Source organism: Morganella sp. Je.2.23, assembly GCF_051129855.1.
GTDB lineage: Bacteria > Pseudomonadota > Gammaproteobacteria > Enterobacterales > Enterobacteriaceae > Morganella > Morganella sibonii.
This window is the reverse complement of sequence record NZ_JBCPSQ010000001.1, coordinates 676,309-700,512: the sequence shown is the minus strand read 5'-3', so window position 1 is coordinate 700,512 and position 24,204 is coordinate 676,309. Positions and strand designations below refer to the sequence as shown.

Here is a 24,204-nt window from a genome sequence, read left to right as displayed (position 1 = left end):
TAAATAATTCGCCTTATTGACATACAAAAGGTCGTAATATTATCAAAATAAAGCATTTTGATTCAAAAAATCATTTTTGAACATTTAAGGGCTGTTTGTCATTATGCTGTCTCTTTTTGCTTCTTAACCTTAATGGTGACAATAACCGCTCTTTCTCTGCGTAACTCCACCCATCATTTTTTGTCGTTAACGCTAAAATTCTTCCGCTGCCAACCGATAACTATGTAAAACCAATTAAATTCAGGAGAAGTACATGGCAGGCATAGCAACGTTAGGAATCGGCGCGGGGATGGATCTCAATTCACAGCTGGATATGCTGGAGAAAGCAGAAATGCGCCGTCTGGAACCATTAACCGCCCAGAAAACAGCATGCGATGCTCAGATTAGTGCATTCGGAAAATTACAGGCAGCACTGGAAAAATTAAAATCGGCTGCAGAGGGTCTGAAGAAATACGACGATATCAGTACAACCAAAGTCAGCGGTGAATATAAAAGCTTTGATGTAACGACTGACGGTAAAGCGGTACCTGGTGTCTATGATGTAAAAGTGGATCAGTTAGCCAAATCCCAGACTATTGCCACAAAGGGTCAGGACAGTAATAAAACACCGCTGGGCGACGGAAGTTCTGAACGCACCATCACCATTACCCAGGGTGCCGGAGGTGATCCGAAAAAAACCTTTACTGTAAAACTATCCCAGGATCATACTTCATTAATTGAAATCGCCGATGCAATTAATAAAGCGGACAAAGGGGTAACAGCAGCAGTCATTAAAACCGCTGATGGCAAGTATGTACTGTCGATGTCATCAAAAACCGAAGGTACTGAAAGCCGGATTTCAGTCAGCGTACAGGGAGACGACAAATTAAACAATGTCCTGTGTATTAAATATGATAGTAACGGTAAATTAGACACCTCTCAAAGTGCAATGGTCGAGAAGGTCCCGCCGCAAAATTCAAAATTTTCCATTAATGGTTTTGATTTTGAAGAGCAAACCAACACAATTAAAGATAAATTTCCGGGTTTAACACTGACCCTGAAGAAAAAAAGTGAAAACGGAGAAGCCGAACATTTATCTGTTACTGCTGACAGCGAACCGGCAAAAAAGAAAATTAAAGAATGGGTGGATGCTTATAATGAATATCAGAAACTCTGTAAAGATCTGACCAAATATACCCAGACAGAAAAAGGCCAGGCTGCTGATAAAACAAACGGCCCGTTAATTGGTGATTCAACCATACGCGGTATTCAGAACACCATCCGTGCACAAATCAGAACACCAAATGGTAATGGCGATCCTAATACCATGAACAAAATGGGTATCAAACAAAAATCAGATGGTACCCTGGAAATTGATGACAAAGTTCTGGATAAGGCACTGAAAGAAAATGGCTCCAGTGTAAAAGAGTTCTTTGCCGGTGACGGAAAAGAAACCGGTTTTGCCACCGAAAACTTCAATTATCTGAAAAAGACATTAGACAGCCGCGAAGGTACGATTCATAACGCAACCGACGGTCTGGAGAAGAAGAAAAAAGGTATCGATAAACGTATTGAACAAACCACCAAGCAGATTGAAAACACCATGGATCTGTATCGCCGTCAGTTCCAGAATCTGGACAAAATGATGAACTCCCTGAGTGGCACCACACAAGCACTCGGCAGAATGTTAGGTTAAAAATAATGTATCAGCGCAAGGCAAATCAGGCTTATCAACAGGTTAATCTTGAAAGTGAAATTACCAATGCCTCGCCTTATCAGTTGATCCGGATTTTGTTTAACGGGGCGCTCAGCGCCCTTCGCCGCAGCGAAATCTTTATGGAGCAAAATGATATTGCCGCCAAGGGTAATGAGTTATCAAAGGCCATTAATATTATTGATAATGGTCTGAAACAGGTTCTGGATTATGACGCCGGCGGTGAGCTGGCTCATAATCTGGCCTCTCTGTATGACTATATGATTATGCGGTTACTCAACGCAAATATCGAAAATAACGTGGCCTACGTAAAAGAGGTCTATCAACTGCTCTCCGATCTCGCGGCAACATGGCAACAAATCGGGGCAAATGTGGATGAAAGATAATCAGGTGAGTATTCAAACAACCATCAATTTACACGATATATACCAACATGTACTGACACTGAGTGAAGAACTCGTTACCCTGGCTAAAAACAGTGAGTGGGATGATTTAATTTCCCGTGAAACTGATTATGTTTGCGCGGTTGAACACCTGACACAGTTATCTCATGAACTGGAAAAAGAACAACCGGTTACCGGCGAGCTGGTAGAAATACTGCAGGCTATTATTGAAAATGAACGGGTAACAAAAATCTATTTGCAGGATCACCTCAACTTTCTGAGTAAAGAAATAAAACAGCTTGACCAACAACGGGTGATTAATAAAAGTTACGGGCAATTCAGTGACCCGGATTATGCTATTCATGTTAAACCAGTGGAATAAGTTTTTTTGATCAGCGCAGTGTCTTAAAATAATGAAAAAAAAGCCTGATCTGTTCCTGCCGGACAGTCGTTCCCTGTCCGGCAGGAACTTTTTACTATCCTGCGGTATTTTTCACTCCGGGCTTCACACAGTTCCCCAAAAATAATCCCGCCATTACCGCAGCAAAACCACCGATCATACTGACCAGCAGATAGGTTATTCCGGTCCCTATCAGCGCCGGGGATGACATTATTTCAAATGTTCCGTACACAAAACTGCTGAACGTGGATAATCCGCCCATAATACCGGTTGCCACCAGCGCATTCACATACTGATTAATCCGGTTACGCTGTAATAATGCCGCCGTTATTCCCAGCAGGAATGATGCAATAATATTAGCCGCCAGGATATCCGCCGGAAAACCATCACTCAGGGACGGCACACCGAGCATCAGTAATTCGCGGCAGATTGCGCCGAATGCGCCGCCAATAAAAATAAGAATGACCATATTCATATTGCTGTCCTCATGCCGCCAGCCAGACACCCAGTGCAGCGGCTGCAAGACCCGCCACAACCGAGAGCAATAAATACACGAAAGCCAGCATCCGCTGTTTTGAATTCACCAGTTTTGCCGCATCCAGCTGCATACTGCTGAATGTGGTATAACCACCGAGAATACCGGTCAGAACAGCCGCATGCAGGAATGAACCAAAGCGGTCATGCCAGTCAATGACGAATAATGTGCTTAAAAAACCGATAATAAAAGCACCGGAGACATTAATAATAAAGGTGCCCAGCGGGAAGTGACCGTGATAACGCTCACCGGTCAGTTTGCCGACCCACCAGCGCAGTAATGATCCGCTGCCGCCGCCGATACCGACCCAGAAAATATCAATTGCTGTCATATAGCCTCACCTGTAAAGACCATCCTCAGGAGAAATACGTACAGCTGATAGTGTAGATCCTCTCTCTTTACTTCTCAATGACCTGAGTGAAACCGGCTGAATTTGTACAAAGATGCCTGAATTGTAATCCGGTTACAGGTTATACCCTGTAATATTCTGTGTTTATACGAAGAACGGATACCAATAATTGATAATCAGCAGAAAAATACTCCCCCCGCCTGCCAGCGCCGCGATTGCCGGATAACGCTGATGCCGTAGTGCGGCAATTACCGGCTCCCGCAGCATATTACGGTAAAAACGGATAAGATCAGCCAGGAATATCAGCGACAACACAACCAGAAAGAATGTACCTGCCAGATAAAGCGTATTCCAATATTCAGCGGAAACAGGTGGTACCCGCTGATCGTTATTTATCCATTTTGCCAGCATAATTCCGGTTACCGTATACAGCGCGGTTCTGAAATAAAAACCGGCCAGCATCATTATAATTTTTATCAATGACTTATATACTTTCATTCACACTCTTTATATGGATAAAAACACCAGCTATACGGAACTAATCCTGTTTTTACACTGTCGAAAATAAAGTGAAAGTACACTATTTTAACACACATTAAGGACAACTGATGAAATCAGCCTATGTTATTGCCCCTCTCTTCTTATTAATGGCAGGATGCAGTCAGAGTACCCTGACAGAGACAGCAGCAGATAATACCAAAACGCTCTATATTGATGCTGAACTGGCAGACTGTGTTGGTGTCGCGCCGATGAAATGCATGAAAGTGAAAGAATCACCGGACGCAGACTGGGAATTCTTCTATCAGAACATTGACAGTTTTACTTATGAACCGGGATATCAGTACCGTGTGTCCGTCAAAACCACCAATGTGCCGAATCCGCCTGCGGACGCACCCAATATCCGTTATCAGTTAATCTCTGTACTGAATAAAGATCCTGTACCGGCGAAAGACGCAAAAATTGGCATGGCAAACCCGGCATCAGTGTATTGTCAGCAATCCGGCGGTAAAACAGAAATCGTAAAAGCAGAATCGGGCTGGACCGGTTACTGTAATTTACCGGGCGGTGAGCGGGTTGAAGAATGGACTTATTACCGAAAAAATCATAAATAAGACGATCAAAAAGAGCGGGCTCTGAACTGACCCGCTCTCTTTATTTATCTGCGATAACAAAAATGCGCTTTGTTATTTCACTAATTTACAGGTACGGCCTTTATCTTCGGCAATACGCCCGTTCACTGTATCATCTTCTGAGATAGTGGCCAGGTTCAGTTCATTTTTTCCGTTTGCCCAAAGCTGGAAAGTCTCCCCGACATAGCGGGCACCGCTGGCAGCCACAGCCTCTTTCAGAACAATAATTTCATCGCTGTATACCATCACTGCCGTTTTGGGATCAGGGAAAGAAACTTTAATTTTTTGCCCTTCACAATTATAGGTATCTGTTTTTGCAGCAAACGCCTGGCCTGATAATAATGCGGAAACTAACGCGACAGCAGATACAGACAAAATTTTACGCATTGAATTCTCCTGAAAAACGAGTAATACAACCTTTCATATTGTTGCGTTATAATTATGCATCCGGTATCAGGAAGCAATATAGGATATCTCTGTAATCCGGCAGTCCTGTTTATTTTTTGCTGTTATGCAGTGATACTTAAATTACGTTATCCCGGACAGTACTGTTATTGGTGAAATTGCGTAGCCGTTATTTAACATTTATTCCGGCTGACTGGTTATCCGGCGCCGGATATTACTATTTTTATGACAGGATGTAATGGTGAAAAAATTATTATCTGCTTTACTTCTTTTATTCTCACTGACTGCTTATTCAGCTGAAAATCAGGATATTGAAGGAATTTGGGCTATGGTGCCGCTTAAAAACGGAATAGCCAATGTTGTACAGTATAATGCAGACGGCACATCTTCCCTGTATTCCTTTAATTGTGCCAAACCGGATATGAAAGAACCCCCTGAAACAGCATCCTACGCCGTGGATAAAAAAAATAATACGATTGTGCTGACTTCCGGCACTGCTATGGTCAGTCTGAAAATTACCGGTATTACGCAAAAAACCATGAAGCTGGAACAGAAAATTAATGATGATTTCAGTGTGTCATTGCTGTATCTGAAAGTCTCTGAAGTGGCGCCTCTTTGCAGTCTTTATACCGGTGAGGTTAATCCGCCGCCGAAAACCGCCTATCAGCCTGACGATTTTATACCTGCACCGGTGATCCCGCCGCACCCGGAACTCCGCCGTTTTGAAGGAAAGTGGCTGTATAATCATGTTGTTCAGATTGAAATCGCAAAAGACAACAAGGGTAATTTTATTCTGAAACTTGACAGTAATCAGAACTGGAATCATCTGTATAATCAGGTGCACTGGGTTGGCGATGAGCTGCATTTCAAATCATATGCGTATTCAGATAAAGAATCACTGTACGATCACCCGTATCATAAATCACTGTCAGCGACGATTCTCCGGCTGACATCGGATACCACCATGACTCATTCACATATTACCGGAAAAGAACGCTACGACACCGGACTGATAAAACAATAAGCCCCGCCGGGCTTATTGTTTCTGCCGGTTGACCGCAGCGGTTAGTCTTTTTTCAGATTCGCCACTAATTTCTCCAGCATTTCGGCTTTATAGAGTACCGGTGCAATATTACCGCTCTCAATTAACGCATTAGAAACGTCAGATAACCTAAAGCGGACCTCTTTAGCTTCAATACCGACACGGCCCGCAATCAGCGGTTTATTATTCGCTTCCGTACCGGTCATAAACACACTCATCGCCGCAATATTCGGGATCGGTAACTGACCTTTTTCCAGCACCAGTGTCATTTGCAGCTTAAGATCGCCGGGGGTGGATTCTTTAGCGGATTTCAGACGCTTAATCGCTTCCGGGGTAATCATAATACCGGCATAGAGTTCGTCATTTGATAAAATGTAAATCTCAGCATTCACCGCTTTCATATCTTCCGCGATAAACCCGACCCCGACAGGAACGGTAAAACTGGCATAGGAATTAAACCGCTCTTTATAACACTCTTTGTATTCCGCACCGGAGAATACCGCAGGCATTTTTTCTTTAATTCTGATCAGACTTTTTGATTCTTTCCGTGAATCTTCGAAATCATTACAGGCCGGTACTTCCACATTGATATTACCGGTGACCAGTTTATGCTCATGCGATACCAGATCATCCGTATTTACCTTTGTTTCAACATCGACTTTACACCCTGCCAGTAATGAAACAGAGATAAGTACGGGAAGTATTTTTTTCATTTTTTCACCAATATATGTTTCTGATTCATCTATTTAAACATACCGGCAATGAAATTAAATAAGTCAGGGGAGTTTTTGTGACATCAATACAGAGTGGCCGGGAAAAGGTTACTGCATGTGACTGCCGGGGCCTTGTGACACTCTGTTGCCGGCACTGAAATTAATACGATAGCGGCGGGATATTTGTGGCTTAATCCGGCAAAAAATAAGCCCCTTCCGGGGCTGATTTACTCTTACCGGCGTTTTCCCGGCTTACTTATAGGATGCATCAAACTGTGTCCCTTCAGCCTTGCCATCTTTAATCTCACAAATAACTTTTTGCGCCTTTAAGTTCATCCATACTGTTGATTCGTAAACTTCATTTTCAATATCCCGCTCAACGGTGATTGGATATTCTGAAAAATTAGCAGCACGGCTCAGTATCCTGTCCTTACATGATTTTATATCCGCAACATCACCACCGCCTGTTTCTTTGTATTCAGTAACAGCCGGATATTTTCCGGATTCAATCATTTTATGCAGTTGCTCTGATGAATATCCTTTTCCTTCTTCAGCATAGGCGCCAAAGGCAAACATAGCTGCAACTGATACTATCAATAACTTTTTCATAAGTACCACCGTTTAGTTTTAACGCCATGATACTAAGCGATACGTGCTCTGTTTGTAGTAAGAAAGAACCGAAACATTGCGGATACTGATGTTTTGTCACACCCTCTTCCTGCTTACCAACCGGCGCTTTCCTTCAGTCAGATCATCATGACCAGGCTGACGCGGCAATCAATAAAGCGATTGGTAAAAATCCGTAATACACATTATGCAGCAACAGCGAATGCAAACAGTACCGGCAGAATTCCTGCAATGAGCGGGGAACTAAAAGTATAAAACATGGCAAACATGGTAATCACAATTATCATCCTTAATTAGTTTTGTTCCAATTACTATACCACCCTATCCCGCCCCCGGGATATCAGCAGGTAAACAACATGAAAACCAAACCTTGTCGCACCGGATTGAATACTTAGTACTCGTAATTATCGCCGCCATAGCTGTTATCCCGGCGGCGATGTAAGGGGAATTTATTCAGATAACTTGCGGCCACTTCAGCGTTTCAGGAAGAAGCAGTAAGCTGTGTGCCCCGGCGCGGGAAGATATCGGCTTCTCCGCCAAGACAATCACAGACAAAAAAAGATATTTAACCATTCATATCAATATGTTAACACCATCACACCGGCATTGACATGATTTCCTGGTAAGCGGCCACCAGTTTATTACGTACCTGAATACCCATTTGCAGGCTCAGGCTTGCTTTCTGCATATCCACCATAACATCGTTAAGGGAGATATCCGCTTTACCCAACGTGAAATCTTCCACCTTTTTCGCTGAATTCACACGGGTGGTATTGATCTCATTAACCGCTGAGATCAGATGATCACCAAACCCCGGTGCATCAACGACCGGTTTCGTCTGGCTTGCTGCCTGTGCTGCTGTTACATTCAATTGGGAGATGACTCCCTCAATTGCCTGAATTGTCATGTTTTTTCTTCCGTTAACAGGGATGAATGCGTACAGCGGAAATCATTTCCGGCTGAAAAAGACATCTGTCACATTCTATTGCCTGCATACCCTAACACACCCTTTTTAACTTGAAGCCCATAAATAACACCAAAATCACGGGCTGATTCTGTCATTAGATTTGTGATTTGCAGGGAATAATAGCAGCGTAAAAAAGTGACGTTACAAAGAGGGAAATTACGTTGTTTCGCCAAAACTATTTTCACCCGTCAAATCTGCAAGGCAGGGAATGTTTATGAGTGCCGCACCACAAGACACCGGAGATACCAAAAAGGGATTAGCCCTGATTATTGACCGCATTAAGGCTGATCCGAAGGTTCCGCTGATGGTCGCCGGCGCTGCCGCAATCGCCATTATTGTTGCATTGTTCCTCTGGATGCGCAGCCCGGATTACCGCGTTCTGCTCAGCAACCTGAGTGCCAAAGACGGCGGCGATATCGTCGGTCAGCTGACACAGATGAATATGCCTTACCAGCTCGCGGATAACGGCAGTGCCATTCTGGTTCCTGCCGATAAAGTGCATGAACTGCGCCTGAAACTGGCGCAGGCCGGTCTGCCGAAAGGCGGTAATACCGGTTTTGAACTGCTGGATAAAGAACAGTTCGGTATCAGTCAGTTCAGTGAGCAGGTGAACTACCAGCGCGCCCTTGAGGGGGAACTGTCACGCACGATTGAATCACTCAGCCCGGTACAGACCGCGCGGGTGCACCTGGCGATTCCTAAGCCGACCCTGTTTGTCCGTGAACAGAAATCACCGACAGCGTCCGTTACCGTCGGATTACTGCCGGGCCGCGCACTGGATGAAGGCCAGATCAGTGCAATTGTGCATATGGTCTCCGGCAGTGTGTCCGGATTAACATCATCCAACGTTATTATTGTTGACCAGGCCGGACGCCTGCTGACAAACAATGATAACAGCCAGCAGTCTGTCAGCACGTCACAGATGCGTATGACGCAGGAAACTGAAGCACGCCTCAAACAGCGTATTGAAGATTTGCTCGCCCCGCTGGTCGGCCGCGCCAACGTACAGGCACAGGTTACCGCTCAGGTGGATTACTCCAAAGTCGAGCAGACCGCTGAAGAATACAAACCAAACCAGCAGCCGGATTCCGCCGCTGTCCGCTCACGTCAGAGCAGCCAGAGTCAGCAGAACAGCAACGGCGGCCCGGGCGGCGTACCGGGCGCATTATCCAATCAGCCGGTCAGTGCCCCTTCCGCCCCTGTTGAAACAGCAAAAGCGGATACAAAAGATAACAAAAATGCATCCCCTGCCGATAATAACCGTAACAGCAACATTAATTCGCAGAGTGATGAAACCACAAACTACGAAGTGGATCGCAAAATCAGTCACACCCAGCGCCAGATCGGTGTGGTTGACCGTCTCTCTGTTGCGGTGATTATTAACTGGCTGCCGCAGAAGAAAGAAGACGGCAGTGAGGAAATGCAGCCGCTGCCGCCGGAGATGCTCAAAGAGATTGAATCACTGACCCGTGAAGCAATGGGCTATTCCTCCGGCCGCGGTGACAGTCTGAGCATCACCAACTCCCGCTTTACCGATGAAGGTCCGCTGACCGAAGAGCCGTCTGTCTTCACAAGCCCGGTCATCATTGCGCAGGCACTGGAGTACGGCAAGATTCTGCTGCTGTTACTGGTGGGCTGGCTGCTGTGGCGCAAAGGTATCAGACCGCAGTGGCAGCGCTACCGCAAAGCACAGCAGGCGGAAGCGGAAGCCCGTATGTTTAAGGCGACTCAGATGAAAACCCCGCTCGTGGCTGATGATGTTATCAGTGACGACATGGACGAGAAAACCCGCCGCCGCCTGACCCGTCAGCGTGTCAGTGCCGAAATTCAGAGCCAGCGTATCCGTGAGATGGCGGATAAAGATCCGCAGGTTGTGGCAATGGTTATCAGTCAGTGGTTAGGAAAAGCACAATGAATTTAAGCGGAACAGAAAAGAGCGCCGTCATGCTGATGACGCTCGGTGAAGATCAGGCCGCCGAGGTCTTTAAACACCTGAACAATAAAGAAGTCCAGCAACTGAGTATGGCGGTTTCCAATATGCGCCAGGTTTCCAACGCCGAACTGGCGGAAGTCCTGACGGAATTTGAGGAAGCGGCGATTCAGTACGCGGCGCTGAACATCAATACCAATGACTATCTGCGTTCCGTGCTGGTCAAAGCGCTGGGTGAAGACCGCGCCGCCAGTCTGCTGGAAGATATCTTCGAGAAACACGAAAGTGCGTCCGGGATCGAAAGCCTCAACTACATGGAACCGCAGACCGTGGCCGATATTATCCGCGACGAGCATCCGCAGATTATCGCCACCATCCTGGTGCATTTAAAACGCAACCTGGCCGCCGACGTACTGGAGCTGTTCGACGAACGCCAGCGCAACGACATCATGCTGCGTATCGCCACCTTTGGTGGTGTGCAGCCGGCAGCACTGGCAGAACTGACCGAAGTTCTCAACAACCTGCTGGACGGCCAGAATCTCAAGCGCAGCAAAATGGGTGGCGTGAGAACCGCAGCCGAGATCATCAACCTGATGAAGAGTCAGCAGGAAGAAGGTGTTATCGGTGCAATGCGCGATTACGACGGCGAACTGGCACAGCGTATTATCGACGAAATGTTCCTGTTCGAAAATCTTATCGAAGTGGACAACCGCAGTATCCAGCGCATCCTCCAGGATGTCTCCAACGACTCGCTGGTCATTGCACTGAAAGGCTGCAACGAAGAGCTGCGTGACCACTTCCTGCGCAATATGTCGACCCGTGCGGCTGAAATTGTGCGTGATGATCTGGAGTCCCGTTCTCCGGTACGGATGTCACAGGTTGAGAATGAACAGAAATCAATTCTGCTGATTGTCCGCCGTCTGATGGAAACCGGCGAAATTGTGATTGGTGGTGGTGACGATGTCTATGTCTGATAAGGAAAACGCCGGTCTGCCGTGGAAACGCTGGCAGCCGCGGGAGCTGAACCAGTGGGATCTCAATTCCTCTGTACTCCCTGCCCTGTCCGATGAGCCGGAGCCGGAAAAGCCCAAAGTTCCCTGCCTCGAGCCGAAAGAAGTGCTCGAGCAGATCAACCTGCTGGATAACCTGAAAGAAGAGGCGCAGCGCAGCGGTTTTCAGTCCGGTCATGAGCAGGGAGAAAAAGCCGGTTATGATGCCGGGTTTGCCCGGGGTTTGCAGGAAGGAGCGGAACAGGGGCGTCAGCAGGTACTGGCAGAGCAGCAGCCGGTTACTGAAGCCTGGCAGAAGCTGTTATCTGAGTTCAGTTACTCACTCGACAGCTTTGACAGCGTGGTGACCCCAAAACTGTTACAGATTGCCCTGACCGCCGCCCGCCAGGTGCTCGGACAGCCTGCGGTCTGTGACGGCACGGCGCTGCTGGAAGAGATCAGCCGCCTGCTTCAGCAGAAGCCGCTGTTTGCCGGTCAGCCGGAACTGCGGGTCAACCCGGTACATATTGAGATGCTGGAACAGCATCTCGGTACCCAGCTCAGTCTGAACGGCTGGCGTCTGGTACCTGATCCGCAACTGCATGCGGGCGGATGCCGTGTGGTGGCGGATGACGGTGAAATTGATATGAGTGTTGCCACCCGCTGGCAGGAGCTGTGCCGGTTATACGCGCCGGAGACATTATCATGACCGCGCGGATTGGCCGCTGGATAGGCGCGCTGGAAGGCTTTGAATCACGGATGTCCGGTGTGGCGATGACCCGCCATTACGGGCGTCTGACCAAAATTACCGGGCTGGTGATGGAAGCCGAGGGCATTAAAATGCCGCTCGGTGCCACCTGCTTTATCGAGCGTGTGATCAACGGAAATACCGAAGAAGTCATCTGCGAAGTCGTCGGTTTTAACGGACCGCGTATGCTGCTGATGCCGCTGGCTGAACTGGACGGTATCGCGCCGGGTGCGCGTGTCTATGCACAATCCACCGGAAGCGGCGGGCAGACCAGCCGTCAGCTGCCGCTGGGTGATGAGCTTCTTGGCCGTATTCTGGATGCCTCCGGCAACCCGCTGGACGGCAAAGGACCGCTCGACGCCAAAATCCGTGCTCCGCTTACCACACCGCCGATTAACCCGCTGGAACGTTCACCGATTAAGGATGTGCTGGATGTCGGTGTCCGCGCTATCAACGCCCTGCTGACCGTCGGGCGCGGTCAGCGGATGGGGCTGTTTGCCGGTTCCGGTGTCGGGAAAAGTGTGCTGCTCGGCATGATGGCGCGTTTCACACAGGCGGACATTATTGTGGTCGGTCTGATTGGTGAGCGCGGCCGTGAAGTCAAAGATTTTATTGAAAATATCCTCGGCGCGGACGGATTAAAGCGCGCCGTGGTGGTCGCAGCCCCGGCGGACGTTTCCCCGCTGCTGCGGATGCAGGGAGCATCTTATGCCACGCGGATCGCGGAATATTATCGTGATCTGGGTCGCAACGTGCTGTTAATTATGGATTCACTGACCCGTTACAGTATGGCACAGCGTGAAATTGCGCTCGCCATCGGAGAACCGCCTGCCACAAAAGGCTATCCTCCGTCCGTGTTCGCAAAATTACCGGCACTGGTCGAACGGGCAGGTAACGGCAAAAACGGTGGTTCGGTGACGGCGTTTTACACCGTTCTGACCGAAGGGGATGACCAGCAGGACCCGATTGCTGACTCCGCGCGGGCAATTCTTGACGGCCATATCGTGCTTTCACGATCGTTGGCTGAATCCGGACACTACCCTGCTATCGATATTGAAGCCTCCATCAGCCGTGCCATGACCGAGCTGATTGAGAAAAGTCATTACCGGAAAATTCAGCGCTTTAAACAACTGACCTCGGCTTACCAGCGCAACCGCGACCTGATCAATGTCGGTGCTTACGCGGCGGGCAGTGATCCGATGCTGGATGAGGCCATCCAGCTGTTCCCGTATATGGCGAAGTTTCTGCAACAGGATATCGATGAGCGCTGTGATTACCCGGCCGCCTGTGAGCAGCTCAGTCAGGTGATACCGGACGCATAACGAGGTCGTCAATGTCAAATACGCATGCACTCACCACACTGTTAAATCTGGCCGAAGATGCCGCCGAAGAGGCGGCTAAAGTGCTGGCGCAGGTTCGTCAGACACACACGCAGATGAGTCAGCAGCTGACCATGCTGGAGAATTATCAGGCAGATTACCGGCAGAAACTGAATCAGACACTGCATACCGGAATGGCTGCCGATAAATGGCAGAACTATCAGCAGTTTCTGGTCACGCTCGAGCTGACTATTGAGCAGCAGCAGGGCCAGCTGACATTGTGGGAGCAGCGGGTCAGTGATGCCAACCGTCACTGGCAGGAAAAACAGCAGCGCGTCAATGCCTTCGATACGCTGATCCGCCGTGCGGATCATGCAAAAAATCAACGACAAAACCGGCTGGAGCAAAAACAGATGGATGAATTTGCCCAGCGCGCGACTTTATGGAGAACCCGTTAATGGATGTCAACGCCGGTACCAAAGCCGTCAGCTCCGCTGACAATGCACTGAATAAACAGGAATCACCGCGTGCGGAAGATGCACAGGCAACCGCCCTGCCGTTTCAGGCAGTGATGGATGCACAACAGCCGCGCCCGGAAAAACCGGCACAGGCAGTACATGCAGTGAAACAAACCCGCAACGATGCTGCACATAAACAGGCGGCAGACAGCAAAACGGCTGCTGCGCAGGGAAAACAGACCGGTGCGGATACGATGGCACAGCTGAATTTCTCCCGCCGCCTTGCCGGAGATACGGCCTCACCAGCGCTGGATGCAAAACTGCTGACCACCGGGGATGATGCACCTGCATTACCGCTGACAGAAGGTGAAGCGGACAATGCCCTGGCTGCGCTGCTGAAAGAACGGCTGACCGGACGCGAAAGCCGCACTGCGGATAAAGCGGCTGCCGATACAAAGCTGCATATTGATGACAGCGGAAAAAACAGCGTCAAAACCACAGATCTGCCGGAAGAGGTACTGACGAAGACCAGTGATAAGCCTCTGCTTACGGATGAAAATAATGATGCCCGCACCCTGTTTGTTGATGATAAATCCAAACCGCGCGTGGATCAGCCGCGTTTTTCACTGACCGATGCCCAAAAACCGGATCAGAACACGCTGCCGGATGATTTCCTGCCGCTGAATAAGAAATCCGCGGATACCTCCGTGCCGTTATCTCTGGCTTCCGCCGCTGATAACAGTGCCGATAACAGCAAGAGCGCATTCAGCATCAAAACAGAAAGCAGCGCCTTTCAGACGATAACCGCGCCGGGCAGTCATACTGCTGTGCAGAGCCCGGCACTGATGCCAACTGCGGCACAAAGTACCTCAGCTCAGACAAATGCGCCGGTGGCTCAGCCCGCCATGCAGCTGACCGCCCAACTCGGCAGTGAGTTGTGGCAGCAGCAGGTCAGTCAGAATATGCTCTATTTCTCCCGTCAGGGATTGCAGCAGGCACAGTTGCGTCTGCATCCGGAAGAACTGGGCTCACTGAATATCCATCTTAAAATTGAGGATAATCAGGCGGTTATGCACTTTATTTCTCCGCACAGCCACGTCCGTGCTGCTATGGAATCCATGATGCCGGTTCTGCGTAACGCCCTTCAGGAGAGCGGCATTCACCTGGCACAGAGTTCCGTCGGGCAGGAATATCACGGTGATCAGCAAAGCGGCGGTGACGATCGTCACAGCAGTAACAGTGCTGATGCCGTGGCATCCGCCGGTGGTATCAGTGGTGTAAATATCAGCACAGATACCATTTCCCGTCCCGCGGCACTTCATGATGCCCGCGCCCGCGGCGGGATCGATACCTTCGCCTGATTTCAGCGCATAACGGCGGTACAGGGACTAAAGCCCCGAGTTACCGCCTTTTTGCTTCGTTTTTCCCCCCTTTAGTCCTTCAGAAGCACGCCATAATGGACGGGCTTACAGAGTATGAAACCCCTGACGGGTTTTGCTATCAAGAAATAGGAATTCAGTTAACATGTCGTCTTCACGCAATGCCTCAAAAGGTTCCAATACCGGGTTACTGGTTATCTTCGCCCTGATTGCCCTCGCAGGAGCAGGTTTCGGGGGTTACAGCTGGTGGTCTTCTCAGCAGGACAACACCACCGCCGGTACCGCAGACGAAATACGGGCCAACATGCCTGAGCCTATCTTTATGGGCATTGAACCGTTTACCGTGAACCTTCCCGGTGCGGATAACGGCCGTGATCGTGTGCTGTATATTGATATGACACTGCGCCTGGCCAATGAGCGTTCCCGCAAACAGCTTCATGAATATCTGCCGGAAGTCCGCAGCCGCCTGTTACTGCTGCTCTCTCAGCAATCACCGCAGGTCCTCGGCACCCACGACGGCAAACTCCGGCTGATGACGGCAGTTAAAACCACCTTAGCCCCGACATTAGTACAGGGACAGCCGGATCAGGAAATTTCGGATGTGTTATTCACCACCTTTATTCTCCGGTAAAACTGATGAGCGATAATATTTTATCTCAGGCAGAGATAGACGCGCTGCTCAATGGTGACTCGCCGTCAGAGCCGCAGCCTGCCGATACAGCACAGGGTAAGGGTAAGGACAAAGTCCGCCCTTATGACCCGAATACCCAGCGCCGCGTAATCCGCGAGCGTATGCAATCCCTGGAAATTATTAACGAGCGCTTTGCCCGTCAGTTCCGGATGGGATTGTTCAATATGCTGCGCCGCAGCCCTGATATCACCGTCGGTGGTATCAAAATTGAACCTTATCATGAATTTGCCCGCAACCTGCCGGTGCCGACCAACCTGAACCTGGTGCATATGCCGCCGTTGCGCGGAACGGCGCTGTTCACCTTTGAACCGGCACTGGTCTATATCGCCGTGGATAACCTGTTCGGCGGTGACGGCCGTTTTCCGGTCCGTTCTGAAGGCAAAGAATTCACCAATACAGAACAGCGTATTATCCACCGCATGCTGAAGCTGGCACTGAATGCCTACCGCGATGCCTGGAAGCCGATTGCTGAACTGGATGTGGAATATGTGCGTTCTGAAATGCAGGTGAAATTCACCAATATCACCACCTCCCCCAACGATATCGTGGTCACCACCTCTTTCCTGGTGGAAATCGGCAATACCGTGGGTGAGCTGAGCATCTGTATTCCGATCGCAATGATTGAACCTATCCGCGAGCGGCTGATTAACCCGCCGATGGAACACGGTCATCAGGAAAATGAAGCCTGGGTTTCCAGCCTGGTCACTCAGGTGAAACATTCCGAGCTGGAACTGGTGGCGAACTTTGCTGAAATCCCGTTGCGGATTTCAAAATTACTGCAACTGCAAAAAGGGGATGTGATCCCGGTGGAGAAACCGGATCGCCTGATCGTCAGTGTGGATGGCGTACCTGTCCTGACCAGCCAGTATGGCACCCGGGACGGGCAGTATGCGTTGCGTGTGGAACATTTGATTAATCCTGTATTAAACACTCTGGACGAGGAAAAAACCAATGAGTGAGGCGAACAACACTCCTGATATGAACCCGGAACACGATGGCGAGTCTCTGTGGGCAGAAGCAATGGAACAACAAAAAAAAACAGAAACCGGGAGCAGCCAGGCGTTTGATAATCTCGACAGCCAGAATCCGCTGAATCAGCTGTCTGATATCAATCTGATTATGGATATCCCTGTCCGTCTCTCTGTTGAACTGGGCCGGACAAAAATGACCATCAAGAAGCTGCTGAGTTTATCCCAGGGCTCTGTGGTGGCACTGGACGGACTGGCCGGTGAGCCGCTGGATATCCTGATCAACGGCTATCTGATTGCCCAGGGTGAAGTGGTGGTGGTTTCCGATAATTACGGTATCCGCATCACCGATATTATCACCCCGTCAGAACGTATGCGTCGTCTGAGCCGCTGATATGACACCGACCGCTTCCGGAAACCCCGTTTTACCGGCCGCAGAGAAAACGGCAGACAGTGCCGTTTTTTCTTCTGTTTCCCTGACGCCGCCTGCCGTTGGTTCTCAGGCGATTAACAGCACGGACAGCCTGATTCAGGTGTCCGGTGCCCTCAGCGGCATCATCCTGCTGATCCTCGGTCTGACCTGGTTTATCCGTAAATTCGGTTTTACGGCGAAACTGGCCGGGAAAAACCCGCTGCTGACAGTCAGAAGCACCTGCTCTCTGGGTAATAAAGAGCGCCTGGTGGTGGCGGAAATTCAGGGAGAGTGGCTGGTACTGGGCGTCACCGCGCAGTCGGTTAATCTGCTGCACCGCTGCCCGGCCGACCCGGCTGCGGTGACCGATGCCCCTTCCGCCTTTCAGGCGCTGCTGAAAACCAAACGTGCCGCCGGTAAAAATGCGGCACCGGCTGACGAACCACGCTGAGATTTTTCATGATGTTATTGCTCAAACGCGCCATTCCGGCTCTCGCTCTGTTTCTGCTGGTTCCGCAGGCTCACGCTTCATTACCGGGTGTCGTCAGTCATGTGCTGCCGGACGGCGGCCAGAGCTGGTCTCTGCCGGTTCAGACCCTGCTGTTTCTGACACTGCTGGGCTTTATTCCTGCCCTGCTGCTGATGACAACCAGTTTTACCCGCATCATTATCGTGCTGGGATTATTACGTAATGCCCTGGGAACGCCCTCCGCGCCCCCCAATCAGGTTCTGCTGGGTCTGGCCCTGTTCCTGACCTTTTTTGTGATGTCGCCGGTCTTCGATAAAGTCTACGAAGATGCTTACCGTCCGTTCAGTGAAGACAAAATCAGTCTGGAAACGGCTCTGGACCGGGGCACCGCACCGCTGCGCACCTTTATGCTCGGCCAGACGCGCGAAAACGACCTGGCGCTGTTTGCCCGTATTGCCAAAACCGGTGAGATTCAGGAAGCCAAAGATGTGCCGATGCGTATCCTGATCCCGGCCTTTATTACCAGTGAACTGAAAACCGCTTTTCAGATTGGCTTTACCCTGTTTATTCCGTTCCTGATTATTGACCTCGTGGTGGCCAGTGTACTGATGGCGCTCGGGATGATGATGGTACCGCCCGCCACGGTTTCCCTGCCCTTTAAGCTGATGCTTTTTGTGCTGGTGGATGGCTGGCAGTTACTGCTCGGTTCATTATCACAAAGCTTTTTTTAGTCAGGAGAGAATATGACACCGGAATCCGTAATGGCGATGGGCACCGAAGCCATGAAAATTGCCCTGATGCTGGCAGCCCCGCTGCTGCTGGCCGCGCTGGCAGCCGGCCTGCTGATCAGCCTGTTACAGGCAGCCACACAGGTGAATGAAATGACCCTGTCATTCATTCCGAAAATTCTGTCTGTTATCAGTGTGATTGTGATTGCCGGCCCGTGGATGCTCAATCTGCTCACTGACTACATGCGCACATTGTTAACCAATCTGCCGTTCATTATCGGCTGACCTATGCTAAGTATCACCAGTGAAACACTGACGCTGTGGCTCAGCCAGGGATTTTATCCGTTTATCCGGGTACTGGCACTGCTGGGAACAGCACCATTTTTCAATGAAAAGCAATCGATCAGTAAAGTGCGGGTGATGCTGGCATTCTTTACTGTCCTGATTGTCTCCCCGCAATTGCCGGTGGTGAATATCCCGCTGTTTTCCGCTCCCGGTTTATGGGTGATTTTACAGCAGGTGGTTATTGGTGTGGCGATGGGACTGACCATGCAGATGGCATTTGCCGCTGTCCGTCACGCCGGTGAAGTGATCGGTCTTCAGATGGGCTTATCTTTCGCCACCTTTTTCGACCCGAGCGGCGGGCCGAACATGCCGATTCTGGCGCGGATACTCAACCTTATCACCCTGCTGCTGTTTCTCGCGTTTGACGGGCATCTGTGGCTGATCCACATCGTGATAAGTTCGTTTGACCTCATACCGGTACAGGTCACCCCGCTCAACCGCGAGGGGTTCCGTATGCTGGTACAATCCGCTAACCATATCTTTCTCAACGGATTAATGCTGGCATTACCGTTTATCACGCTGTTCCTGATTCTTAACCTGGCATTAGGTATTCTGAACCGGATGACACCGCAGCTGTCTGTTTTTGTGGTGGGTTTTCCGCTGACACTGACTGTCGGTATCAGTATGATGGGTCTGATTATTTCCGTTCTGCCGGGATTTACCGAACGCGTGGTTCATCAGGCGTTCGAGCAGCTATCACTTATTTTAAATCTGTTTGCTTTACAGTAACTGCTTCTGACTCATATCCGGCGTCATAACCGCATAAATATCCGTTACCCCCTGTTAATAAAAAAACCGGTAATCACCGAGAAAGTGATTACCGGCTCCGGTAATGGCGTACAAATGAATATTGCTGTGTATAATCCGGAAAACGACTTGAGAAATAACACGGTTACCAGTTACCTGCTGAATATCCGCCATCAACCGGCATGATAGTGCCGTTAATATAGTCAGACTTCAGCAGAAAACGAATGCTTTCAATAATATCATTAATGGTTCCGACTTTATCCGCCGGTGATACTAAATTAATAAAATCCTGATTGAGTTCTGTATTTGCTGCCCCGGCGATATAGCCGGGTGCCACTGCATTCACGCGGATGTTTTTCTTCGCATACTCCAGCGCCAGTGCTCTGACCAGTCCGTGCACACCTTCCTTTGCCAGCACACTCAGTGCGGCAGGTATTTTTTGTGACGGTTGCAGGGCAATGCAGGAGGTTACCACGATAATTTTACCACCGTGATTTTTCAACATGTTTTTAATCGCCAATTGACTCAGATTAAATAAACTATAAATATTACTGTTTATTAAATGCATGAAATCATCCGGCGTCGTCTTTTCATAAGTTTTGCTGAGAAAAGCACCGGAATTATGAATAATAATATCGATATTTCCGAAGTTAATAATACCCTGCTGTATTAGTTGTCCGGCAAAATCGATGCAGTGGCTTTCACCGGTAACAGGCAGAAATGCGGTTTTATTATCCAATTCCTGTAAAAAATTTTGTTTATTCTCTTCACTGCTGAATATTCCGATCACATTGTAATGCTCATCAAGCAGTGTTCTGACTAATGCTTTCCCCAGACAACTTTCTGCATCAGTGATGATGGCAGTTCGCTGTTGTGGTTTCATAGATAGCCTGTGATTATGATTTAATACTTGCAATTGATGTAAATTATTATATTTCTTCGTTGCGTGAAATAAACTACCCTGATATCACTTCATTACCAACCTGAGGTTAATAATGCCGCGCCATTTTGATGACCTGATGCTGGGAACACTGGAACTGTTTTGCTGTGCTGCTGAACTGAAAAGCTTTACCGGTGCTGCCAAAGCCATGAATATTTCACCGGCAGCCGTCAGTAAAACCATATTACGGCTTGAGCAGAAGCTCGGCAGCGCGCTGTTTCTGCGCTCCACACGACATATCCGCCTGACAGAAGCCGGTGAACAGTATCTCGGTTACTGCAAAACCGCATTGCAGGCTATGTATACCGCCGAGGAAACGCTGCTGGATATGCGCACCATTCCGGCCGGGAAAATCCGCGTCAGCCTGCCGAATGACTATGCTTACCGTAAAGTGTTTCCGCTGATGCCTAAATTTCGTCACCGTTACCCGCAGATAGAGGTCGATTTTCATCTGCGCTTCCGTATCCTGAATCAGGAAACCACGGAGTGTGATGTGGTGGTCACCAGCTGGATTAACCGCCTGCCGGACTGGGTGGCAACCAAAATCGATTATGCCCGGTTCTGGATCCTGGCCTCGCCGGACTATCTGAAACATGCGCCTCCGCTGAACACCCCTGATGATTTGGTCCATCATAATTGCCTCCAGATGCACCTGCCGGAACATACCCGCCCGCTGCCATGGCCGCTGGTGATCAATAATGAAGTGGTACATGTCGAAACCACCGGCGATCTGGCCTTTTTTGAGGATGTGATGGCAGCTTATTATATGGCGGTTGACGGTAACGGCCCGGCGATGATGCATGATTTTATCGCGCATAAAGCGGTGGAAAGCGGAAAACTGGTGCGGGTCCTGGAAGAGTACGCCAATGTCTCACATATCTATTATCTTGCCTGTCCGGCAGATACCCGCCATTCACCGCGTATCCGTGCATTTATGGATTTTCTGACCGAAGAGCTGAAACCGGAAGCGGAATTCCCGGATCACTGGGTGATAGCACCGGTGCGCTGAGCCGTATCCGGCACAAAAAAAGGCCGTCGCAGGGACGGCCAAAGGAATTCAGTACTGCATACGGATAGTTTAACGACCGAACAGCGACATGCTGTTGAGATCTTTAAAGATATCCTGTGAGGCCTGGAACAGCGCCATTTCTTTTTGGTAATTCGACACCGTGCTGGTCCAGTCGGTGTCAACCAGGCCACTGAGACGGCTTTCATTCTGGATTTTCCGGGTCTGGGAGAGGAAGTCCAGGCTGTCAATTTCCTGTAATTGTAAACCCTGTTTAGCTTCAATATTGGAGATTTTTTCCATCCCGGCTTTCACCCCGCGGTTTGCTTCTTCCATGCCGGCTTTTGCTTTGTCCAGATCGGCCTGTGAGGCATTTTGCTGAGGGATCTTCAGGGCATCCAGACCTTTGTTAATCGCGGTGAACATATCAGCAACTTTTTCGCCTTTCGCGTTGGTAGTCGTGGCAAACACTTCCGATCCGGCGAAATAACTGATCATTTCCCGGTCACTGCCCACGTTCTGGGTAATGGATTTATCCCCCCCCTTATACAGCACGTCACCGGTCGTTGCATCCACCTCAAACGGCGGGGTACCTGATTCATAACCGCCAAAAATATAACGTCCGTTACCGTCCGTCGTGTTCCCCAGAGATACCAGCTGATCTTTCAGCCCCTGTAACTGCTCAGCCAATGATGCCCGGTCATTGTCACTGAGTGCTCCCTGGTTGGATGCCTGAATCACCGTCGTATCTATCTGCGTGGAGACTTCATTCATCTGCGATAAAATGCTCATCTGCAACGTCATCCCGGTTTTGGCATAGCCGCGGGTGGATGCATACTGCTGGTTGCGGGTTTCAGACTGACTGACCCGTACTGCCTGTGCAGATGCCTGAGGATCATCCGAAGGTTTGCTGACTCTTTTACCGGATGCCAGTTTACTGCCTGCTTCCATCCAGCGCGCAGTGGCATTGTTCATATCTGTTACACGCTGACTGAACATTAAATTGGTACTGAAACGCATGATAATTTCCTTCTTAATTCAAAATCAGAATGCACGCATCAGAACGTTGAATAAATCCTCAACAGTCGACAGCACTTTGGCATTCGCATTAAAGAATTGCTGCATTTTCTGCATCTGAACACTTTCTTCGTTGGTATTGACGCCTGAAATAGCCTGTTCCTGCTCATAAAAACTGACCGTCAGTTTATTCTGAACCTCAGAGTCAATCTGAGCCTGGCTCGCTTTACTGCCCACGTCATTAACCAGTGATGCATAAAAATCTGACAACGTTGATGTTCCGCCGACCAGTTTCTGATCCTGTAATTTCACCAGCTCTTTAATGTTTTCATTGTTACTGTCGCCTCCAGTACTATCTGCTGCGGCAAAATCTGCTGCATCAGTGATGAGGGTATTCATACCGCCGATAACATTATCCACCGGCTTGAGCAGAAAACTATCGCCCGCCTGTGCTGTGTTATTACTGATCTTAATATCCATGCCATCAAAGCTCAGTGTTCCGGAAGCAGCATCGAAATTCGCATTCACAGCCGTACCTTCCGGTAATTTGGTCACATTCCAGTTGGTACCGTCAAAACTGACATCATAGTTACTGCCGGTTATCTGAGAGGTATCACCATATTTAATATCAAAATCAGCTTTACCTTTGTTATGGGAGTTACCTACCGCACTACCACCGCCGACAGCAAAGAAATCTTTACCTGTCTGACCTTTGGAATCATAACCCTTACGGTGAATCTCATTGAATTTTTCCGCAAAGACCAGCGCCATCTGATTCAGTTTTTGTCTTGCCGGGTCGATAATTTCACGGCGTGAGCGCAGAACACCACTCAGTTCACCACCACGAATTTGTTCATCTTTGATTTCACGGACGTTACCGGAAGAATCAATAAAACCGACACTCAGACGGCTGTCATCCGTACTGGATGCCACTGCTTCGAGACGGTTAGCGCGTCCGCCTGTCACCAGCGGCAGACCATTCGCAAAGGAAACATTAAAGTTACCGTTCTGTTCGATCACTTTGACGCCGACAACCGAATTTAACTCGCTGACCAGGCGGTCACGCACATCCAGCAGATCATTCGGTTCTGCACCGGTAGTCGCACGGGAGTTACTGATCTGCTCATTCAGTTTGGCAATTTTTTCTGCATAGGTATTAATATCATTGATTTTATTATCAATTTGATGATTTACATCGCTATCCATTTCACGCAGCCGGCGATCAGATTCTTTCAGTTGCCCGACCATCGCCTTGGCTTTACCGAGAAATACATCCACCAGAGTTTTATCACTGGCATCACTGGCCGCTTCGTCCAGAGAGGTGAAGAAACTGCCCAGCATCCCGGCAATATCATCCGTACTGTTAGATAACAAGTCATCCACACCAGAGGCATTTTTCATGTACGCTTCATAGTCACCACTGCGGGAACGCGCATTGTTATACTGCCCATTGACGAACTCATCAAACTCACGGCGGACATGGCTGAAATAGGTGCCGTTACCAAAGTAGCCGTTGGTTGTCATGGTGCCCGGGTTTTCACCGAATACCGCACTCTGACGGTGATAATAGCCCACCCCGGCGTTAGCCAGGTTGTTGGAAATAACACTCAGCCCGCCCTGGGCCGCGTTAATTCCGCTTAATGCGTTATTCATTACATTATTCAGCATGTGCTTTTCCTTTCTCTGGCGACTGCTTTCCCGGCGACTTACTGAAAATGCAGCGCAGATAGCATCCGTTTAAAATTATGTCTTACTTGGTTATCGGAAAGACGGCGCAAAAATTTAGTGTTTCACTCTATTTTTTTACGCCGGAA

The 24,204-nt window shown here is 49.2% G+C and carries 29 protein-coding genes; 19 read left to right on the top strand and 10 right to left on the bottom strand.

What is annotated here, in order from left to right:
- Positions 1 to 253 precede the first annotated feature (253 nt).
- The 3 genes from fliD to fliT are packed head-to-tail and all read left to right on the top strand — an operon-like array spanning position 254 to position 2,458.
- Positions 254 to 1,675 (top strand): flagellar filament capping protein FliD, encoded by a 1,422-nt coding sequence (fliD, locus tag AAZR23_RS03265; protein ID WP_434690517.1) that lies wholly within the window; start codon positions 254 to 256, stop codon positions 1,673 to 1,675.
- Between the two features lie 5 nt (positions 1,676 to 1,680).
- Positions 1,681 to 2,079, top strand: coding sequence for a flagellar export chaperone FliS (gene fliS, locus AAZR23_RS03260; protein WP_218428081.1), 399 nt, complete (start codon positions 1,681 to 1,683; stop codon positions 2,077 to 2,079).
- Complete coding sequence (fliT, locus tag AAZR23_RS03255; RefSeq protein WP_218428079.1) at positions 2,069 to 2,458, top strand: flagellar protein FliT; 390 nt, start codon at positions 2,069 to 2,071, stop codon at positions 2,456 to 2,458. Before fliS ends, fliT begins: the two co-directional genes overlap by 11 nt.
- A 94-nt stretch (positions 2,459 to 2,552) precedes the next feature.
- Here fliT and AAZR23_RS03250 read toward each other — a convergent pair whose 3' ends face one another.
- From AAZR23_RS03250 to AAZR23_RS03240, 3 genes are all read right to left on the bottom strand, one after another.
- Positions 2,553 to 2,951: a CrcB family protein gene (locus AAZR23_RS03250; RefSeq protein WP_434690513.1), complete on the bottom strand. Its 399-nt coding sequence runs from the start codon at positions 2,949 to 2,951 to the stop codon at positions 2,553 to 2,555.
- 10 nt (positions 2,952 to 2,961) lie between these two features.
- Complete coding sequence (gene crcB / locus AAZR23_RS03245) at positions 2,962 to 3,342, bottom strand: fluoride efflux transporter CrcB (protein ID WP_046892402.1); 381 nt, start codon at positions 3,340 to 3,342, stop codon at positions 2,962 to 2,964.
- Positions 3,343 to 3,504: 162 nt separating this feature from the next.
- Complete coding sequence (locus AAZR23_RS03240; RefSeq protein ID WP_434690510.1) at positions 3,505 to 3,858, bottom strand: hypothetical protein; 354 nt, start codon at positions 3,856 to 3,858, stop codon at positions 3,505 to 3,507.
- Positions 3,859 to 3,968: 110 nt separating this feature from the next.
- On the opposite strand from AAZR23_RS03240, the gene AAZR23_RS03235 reads away from it, so the two are divergent.
- Complete coding sequence (locus AAZR23_RS03235) at positions 3,969 to 4,472, top strand: DUF4377 domain-containing protein (protein ID WP_434690507.1); 504 nt, start codon at positions 3,969 to 3,971, stop codon at positions 4,470 to 4,472.
- Positions 4,473 to 4,544: 72 nt separating this feature from the next.
- On the opposite strand, the gene AAZR23_RS03230 is transcribed toward AAZR23_RS03235, so the two are convergent.
- Entirely contained in the window at positions 4,545 to 4,877 is a 333-nt protein-coding gene (locus AAZR23_RS03230) for an MliC family protein (RefSeq protein ID WP_107679389.1), read from the bottom strand.
- A 346-nt stretch (positions 4,878 to 5,223) separates the two neighbouring features.
- Here AAZR23_RS03230 and AAZR23_RS03225 point away from each other — a divergent pair, with 346 nt between their 5' ends.
- A complete protein-coding gene (locus tag AAZR23_RS03225; RefSeq protein ID WP_218428075.1) occupies positions 5,224 to 5,919 on the top strand; it encodes a hypothetical protein in 696 nt (231 codons plus the stop codon).
- 41 nt (positions 5,920 to 5,960) lie between these two features.
- On the opposite strand, the gene AAZR23_RS03220 is transcribed toward AAZR23_RS03225, so the two are convergent.
- From AAZR23_RS03220 to fliE, 3 genes are all read right to left on the bottom strand, one after another.
- Entirely contained in the window at positions 5,961 to 6,650 is a 690-nt protein-coding gene (locus AAZR23_RS03220) for a DUF7424 family protein (RefSeq protein WP_046892406.1), read from the bottom strand.
- Positions 6,651 to 6,902: 252 nt separating this feature from the next.
- Positions 6,903 to 7,259: a hypothetical protein gene (locus AAZR23_RS03215; RefSeq protein WP_434690503.1), complete on the bottom strand. Its 357-nt coding sequence runs from the start codon at positions 7,257 to 7,259 to the stop codon at positions 6,903 to 6,905.
- A 613-nt stretch (positions 7,260 to 7,872) separates the two neighbouring features.
- Positions 7,873 to 8,184: a flagellar hook-basal body complex protein FliE gene (fliE, locus tag AAZR23_RS03210; RefSeq protein WP_218428069.1), complete on the bottom strand. Its 312-nt coding sequence runs from the start codon at positions 8,182 to 8,184 to the stop codon at positions 7,873 to 7,875.
- A gap of 274 nt (positions 8,185 to 8,458) precedes the next feature.
- Between fliE and fliF the strand changes: the two genes are divergently transcribed.
- The 13 genes from fliF (at position 8,459) to fliR (ending at position 19,409) form a co-directional block, all read left to right on the top strand.
- Positions 8,459 to 10,159: a flagellar basal-body MS-ring/collar protein FliF gene (fliF, locus tag AAZR23_RS03205; protein ID WP_218428067.1), complete on the top strand. Its 1,701-nt coding sequence runs from the start codon at positions 8,459 to 8,461 to the stop codon at positions 10,157 to 10,159.
- On the top strand, positions 10,156 to 11,148 hold the full coding sequence (gene fliG / locus AAZR23_RS03200) for a flagellar motor switch protein FliG (protein ID WP_052927391.1): 993 nt from the start codon (positions 10,156 to 10,158) through the stop codon (positions 11,146 to 11,148). Before fliF ends, fliG begins: the two co-directional genes overlap by 4 nt.
- Positions 11,141 to 11,872, top strand: a complete 732-nt coding sequence (gene fliH, locus AAZR23_RS03195; protein WP_218428065.1) for a flagellar assembly protein FliH — start codon at positions 11,141 to 11,143, stop codon at positions 11,870 to 11,872. The genes fliG and fliH overlap by 8 nt, the downstream gene beginning before the upstream one ends.
- Positions 11,869 to 13,233, top strand: a complete 1,365-nt coding sequence (fliI, locus tag AAZR23_RS03190; RefSeq protein WP_046892411.1) for a flagellar protein export ATPase FliI — start codon at positions 11,869 to 11,871, stop codon at positions 13,231 to 13,233. Before fliH ends, fliI begins: the two co-directional genes overlap by 4 nt.
- Positions 13,234 to 13,244: 11 nt before the next feature.
- Positions 13,245 to 13,688, top strand: a complete 444-nt coding sequence (gene fliJ, locus AAZR23_RS03185) for a flagellar export protein FliJ (RefSeq protein ID WP_046892412.1) — start codon at positions 13,245 to 13,247, stop codon at positions 13,686 to 13,688.
- Complete coding sequence (locus AAZR23_RS03180) at positions 13,673 to 15,049, top strand: flagellar hook-length control protein FliK (protein ID WP_434690498.1); 1,377 nt, start codon at positions 13,673 to 13,675, stop codon at positions 15,047 to 15,049. Before fliJ ends, AAZR23_RS03180 begins: the two co-directional genes overlap by 16 nt.
- A 163-nt stretch (positions 15,050 to 15,212) precedes the next feature.
- Complete coding sequence (fliL, locus tag AAZR23_RS03175) at positions 15,213 to 15,698, top strand: flagellar basal body-associated protein FliL (RefSeq protein ID WP_218428061.1); 486 nt, start codon at positions 15,213 to 15,215, stop codon at positions 15,696 to 15,698.
- Positions 15,699 to 15,703: 5 nt separating this feature from the next.
- Positions 15,704 to 16,717, top strand: a complete 1,014-nt coding sequence (fliM, locus tag AAZR23_RS03170; protein ID WP_218428059.1) for a flagellar motor switch protein FliM — start codon at positions 15,704 to 15,706, stop codon at positions 16,715 to 16,717.
- Complete coding sequence (gene fliN, locus AAZR23_RS03165; protein ID WP_218428057.1) at positions 16,710 to 17,120, top strand: flagellar motor switch protein FliN; 411 nt, start codon at positions 16,710 to 16,712, stop codon at positions 17,118 to 17,120. Before fliM ends, fliN begins: the two co-directional genes overlap by 8 nt.
- Before the next feature lies 1 nt (position 17,121).
- Positions 17,122 to 17,589 (top strand): flagellar biosynthetic protein FliO, encoded by a 468-nt coding sequence (gene fliO / locus AAZR23_RS03160; protein ID WP_218428055.1) that lies wholly within the window; start codon positions 17,122 to 17,124, stop codon positions 17,587 to 17,589.
- 11 nt (positions 17,590 to 17,600) lie between these two features.
- On the top strand, positions 17,601 to 18,338 hold the full coding sequence (gene fliP, locus AAZR23_RS03155; RefSeq protein WP_373876591.1) for a flagellar type III secretion system pore protein FliP: 738 nt from the start codon (positions 17,601 to 17,603) through the stop codon (positions 18,336 to 18,338).
- Between the two features lie 12 nt (positions 18,339 to 18,350).
- On the top strand, positions 18,351 to 18,620 hold the full coding sequence (fliQ, locus tag AAZR23_RS03150) for a flagellar biosynthesis protein FliQ (RefSeq protein ID WP_046892418.1): 270 nt from the start codon (positions 18,351 to 18,353) through the stop codon (positions 18,618 to 18,620).
- 3 nt (positions 18,621 to 18,623) lie between these two features.
- The gene (gene fliR / locus AAZR23_RS03145) at positions 18,624 to 19,409 is read left to right on the top strand and encodes a flagellar biosynthetic protein FliR (RefSeq protein WP_434690493.1); all 786 of its coding nucleotides are present in this window, start codon (positions 18,624 to 18,626) and stop codon (positions 19,407 to 19,409) included.
- 163 nt (positions 19,410 to 19,572) lie between these two features.
- Here fliR and AAZR23_RS03140 read toward each other — a convergent pair whose 3' ends face one another.
- The gene (locus tag AAZR23_RS03140) at positions 19,573 to 20,310 is read right to left on the bottom strand and encodes an SDR family NAD(P)-dependent oxidoreductase (protein ID WP_218428049.1); all 738 of its coding nucleotides are present in this window, start codon (positions 20,308 to 20,310) and stop codon (positions 19,573 to 19,575) included.
- A gap of 112 nt (positions 20,311 to 20,422) precedes the next feature.
- On the opposite strand from AAZR23_RS03140, the gene AAZR23_RS03135 reads away from it, so the two are divergent.
- A complete protein-coding gene (locus tag AAZR23_RS03135; RefSeq protein ID WP_218428047.1) occupies positions 20,423 to 21,376 on the top strand; it encodes a LysR family transcriptional regulator in 954 nt (317 codons plus the stop codon).
- A gap of 69 nt (positions 21,377 to 21,445) precedes the next feature.
- Here AAZR23_RS03135 and flgL read toward each other — a convergent pair whose 3' ends face one another.
- Both flgL and flgK read right to left on the bottom strand, forming a co-directional pair.
- Positions 21,446 to 22,393: a flagellar hook-associated protein FlgL gene (gene flgL, locus AAZR23_RS03130; RefSeq protein WP_434690488.1), complete on the bottom strand. Its 948-nt coding sequence runs from the start codon at positions 22,391 to 22,393 to the stop codon at positions 21,446 to 21,448.
- Positions 22,394 to 22,417: 24 nt separating this feature from the next.
- Positions 22,418 to 24,058, bottom strand: coding sequence for a flagellar hook-associated protein FlgK (gene flgK / locus AAZR23_RS03125; protein ID WP_218428045.1), 1,641 nt, complete (start codon positions 24,056 to 24,058; stop codon positions 22,418 to 22,420).
- Positions 24,059 to 24,204 lie beyond the last annotated feature (146 nt).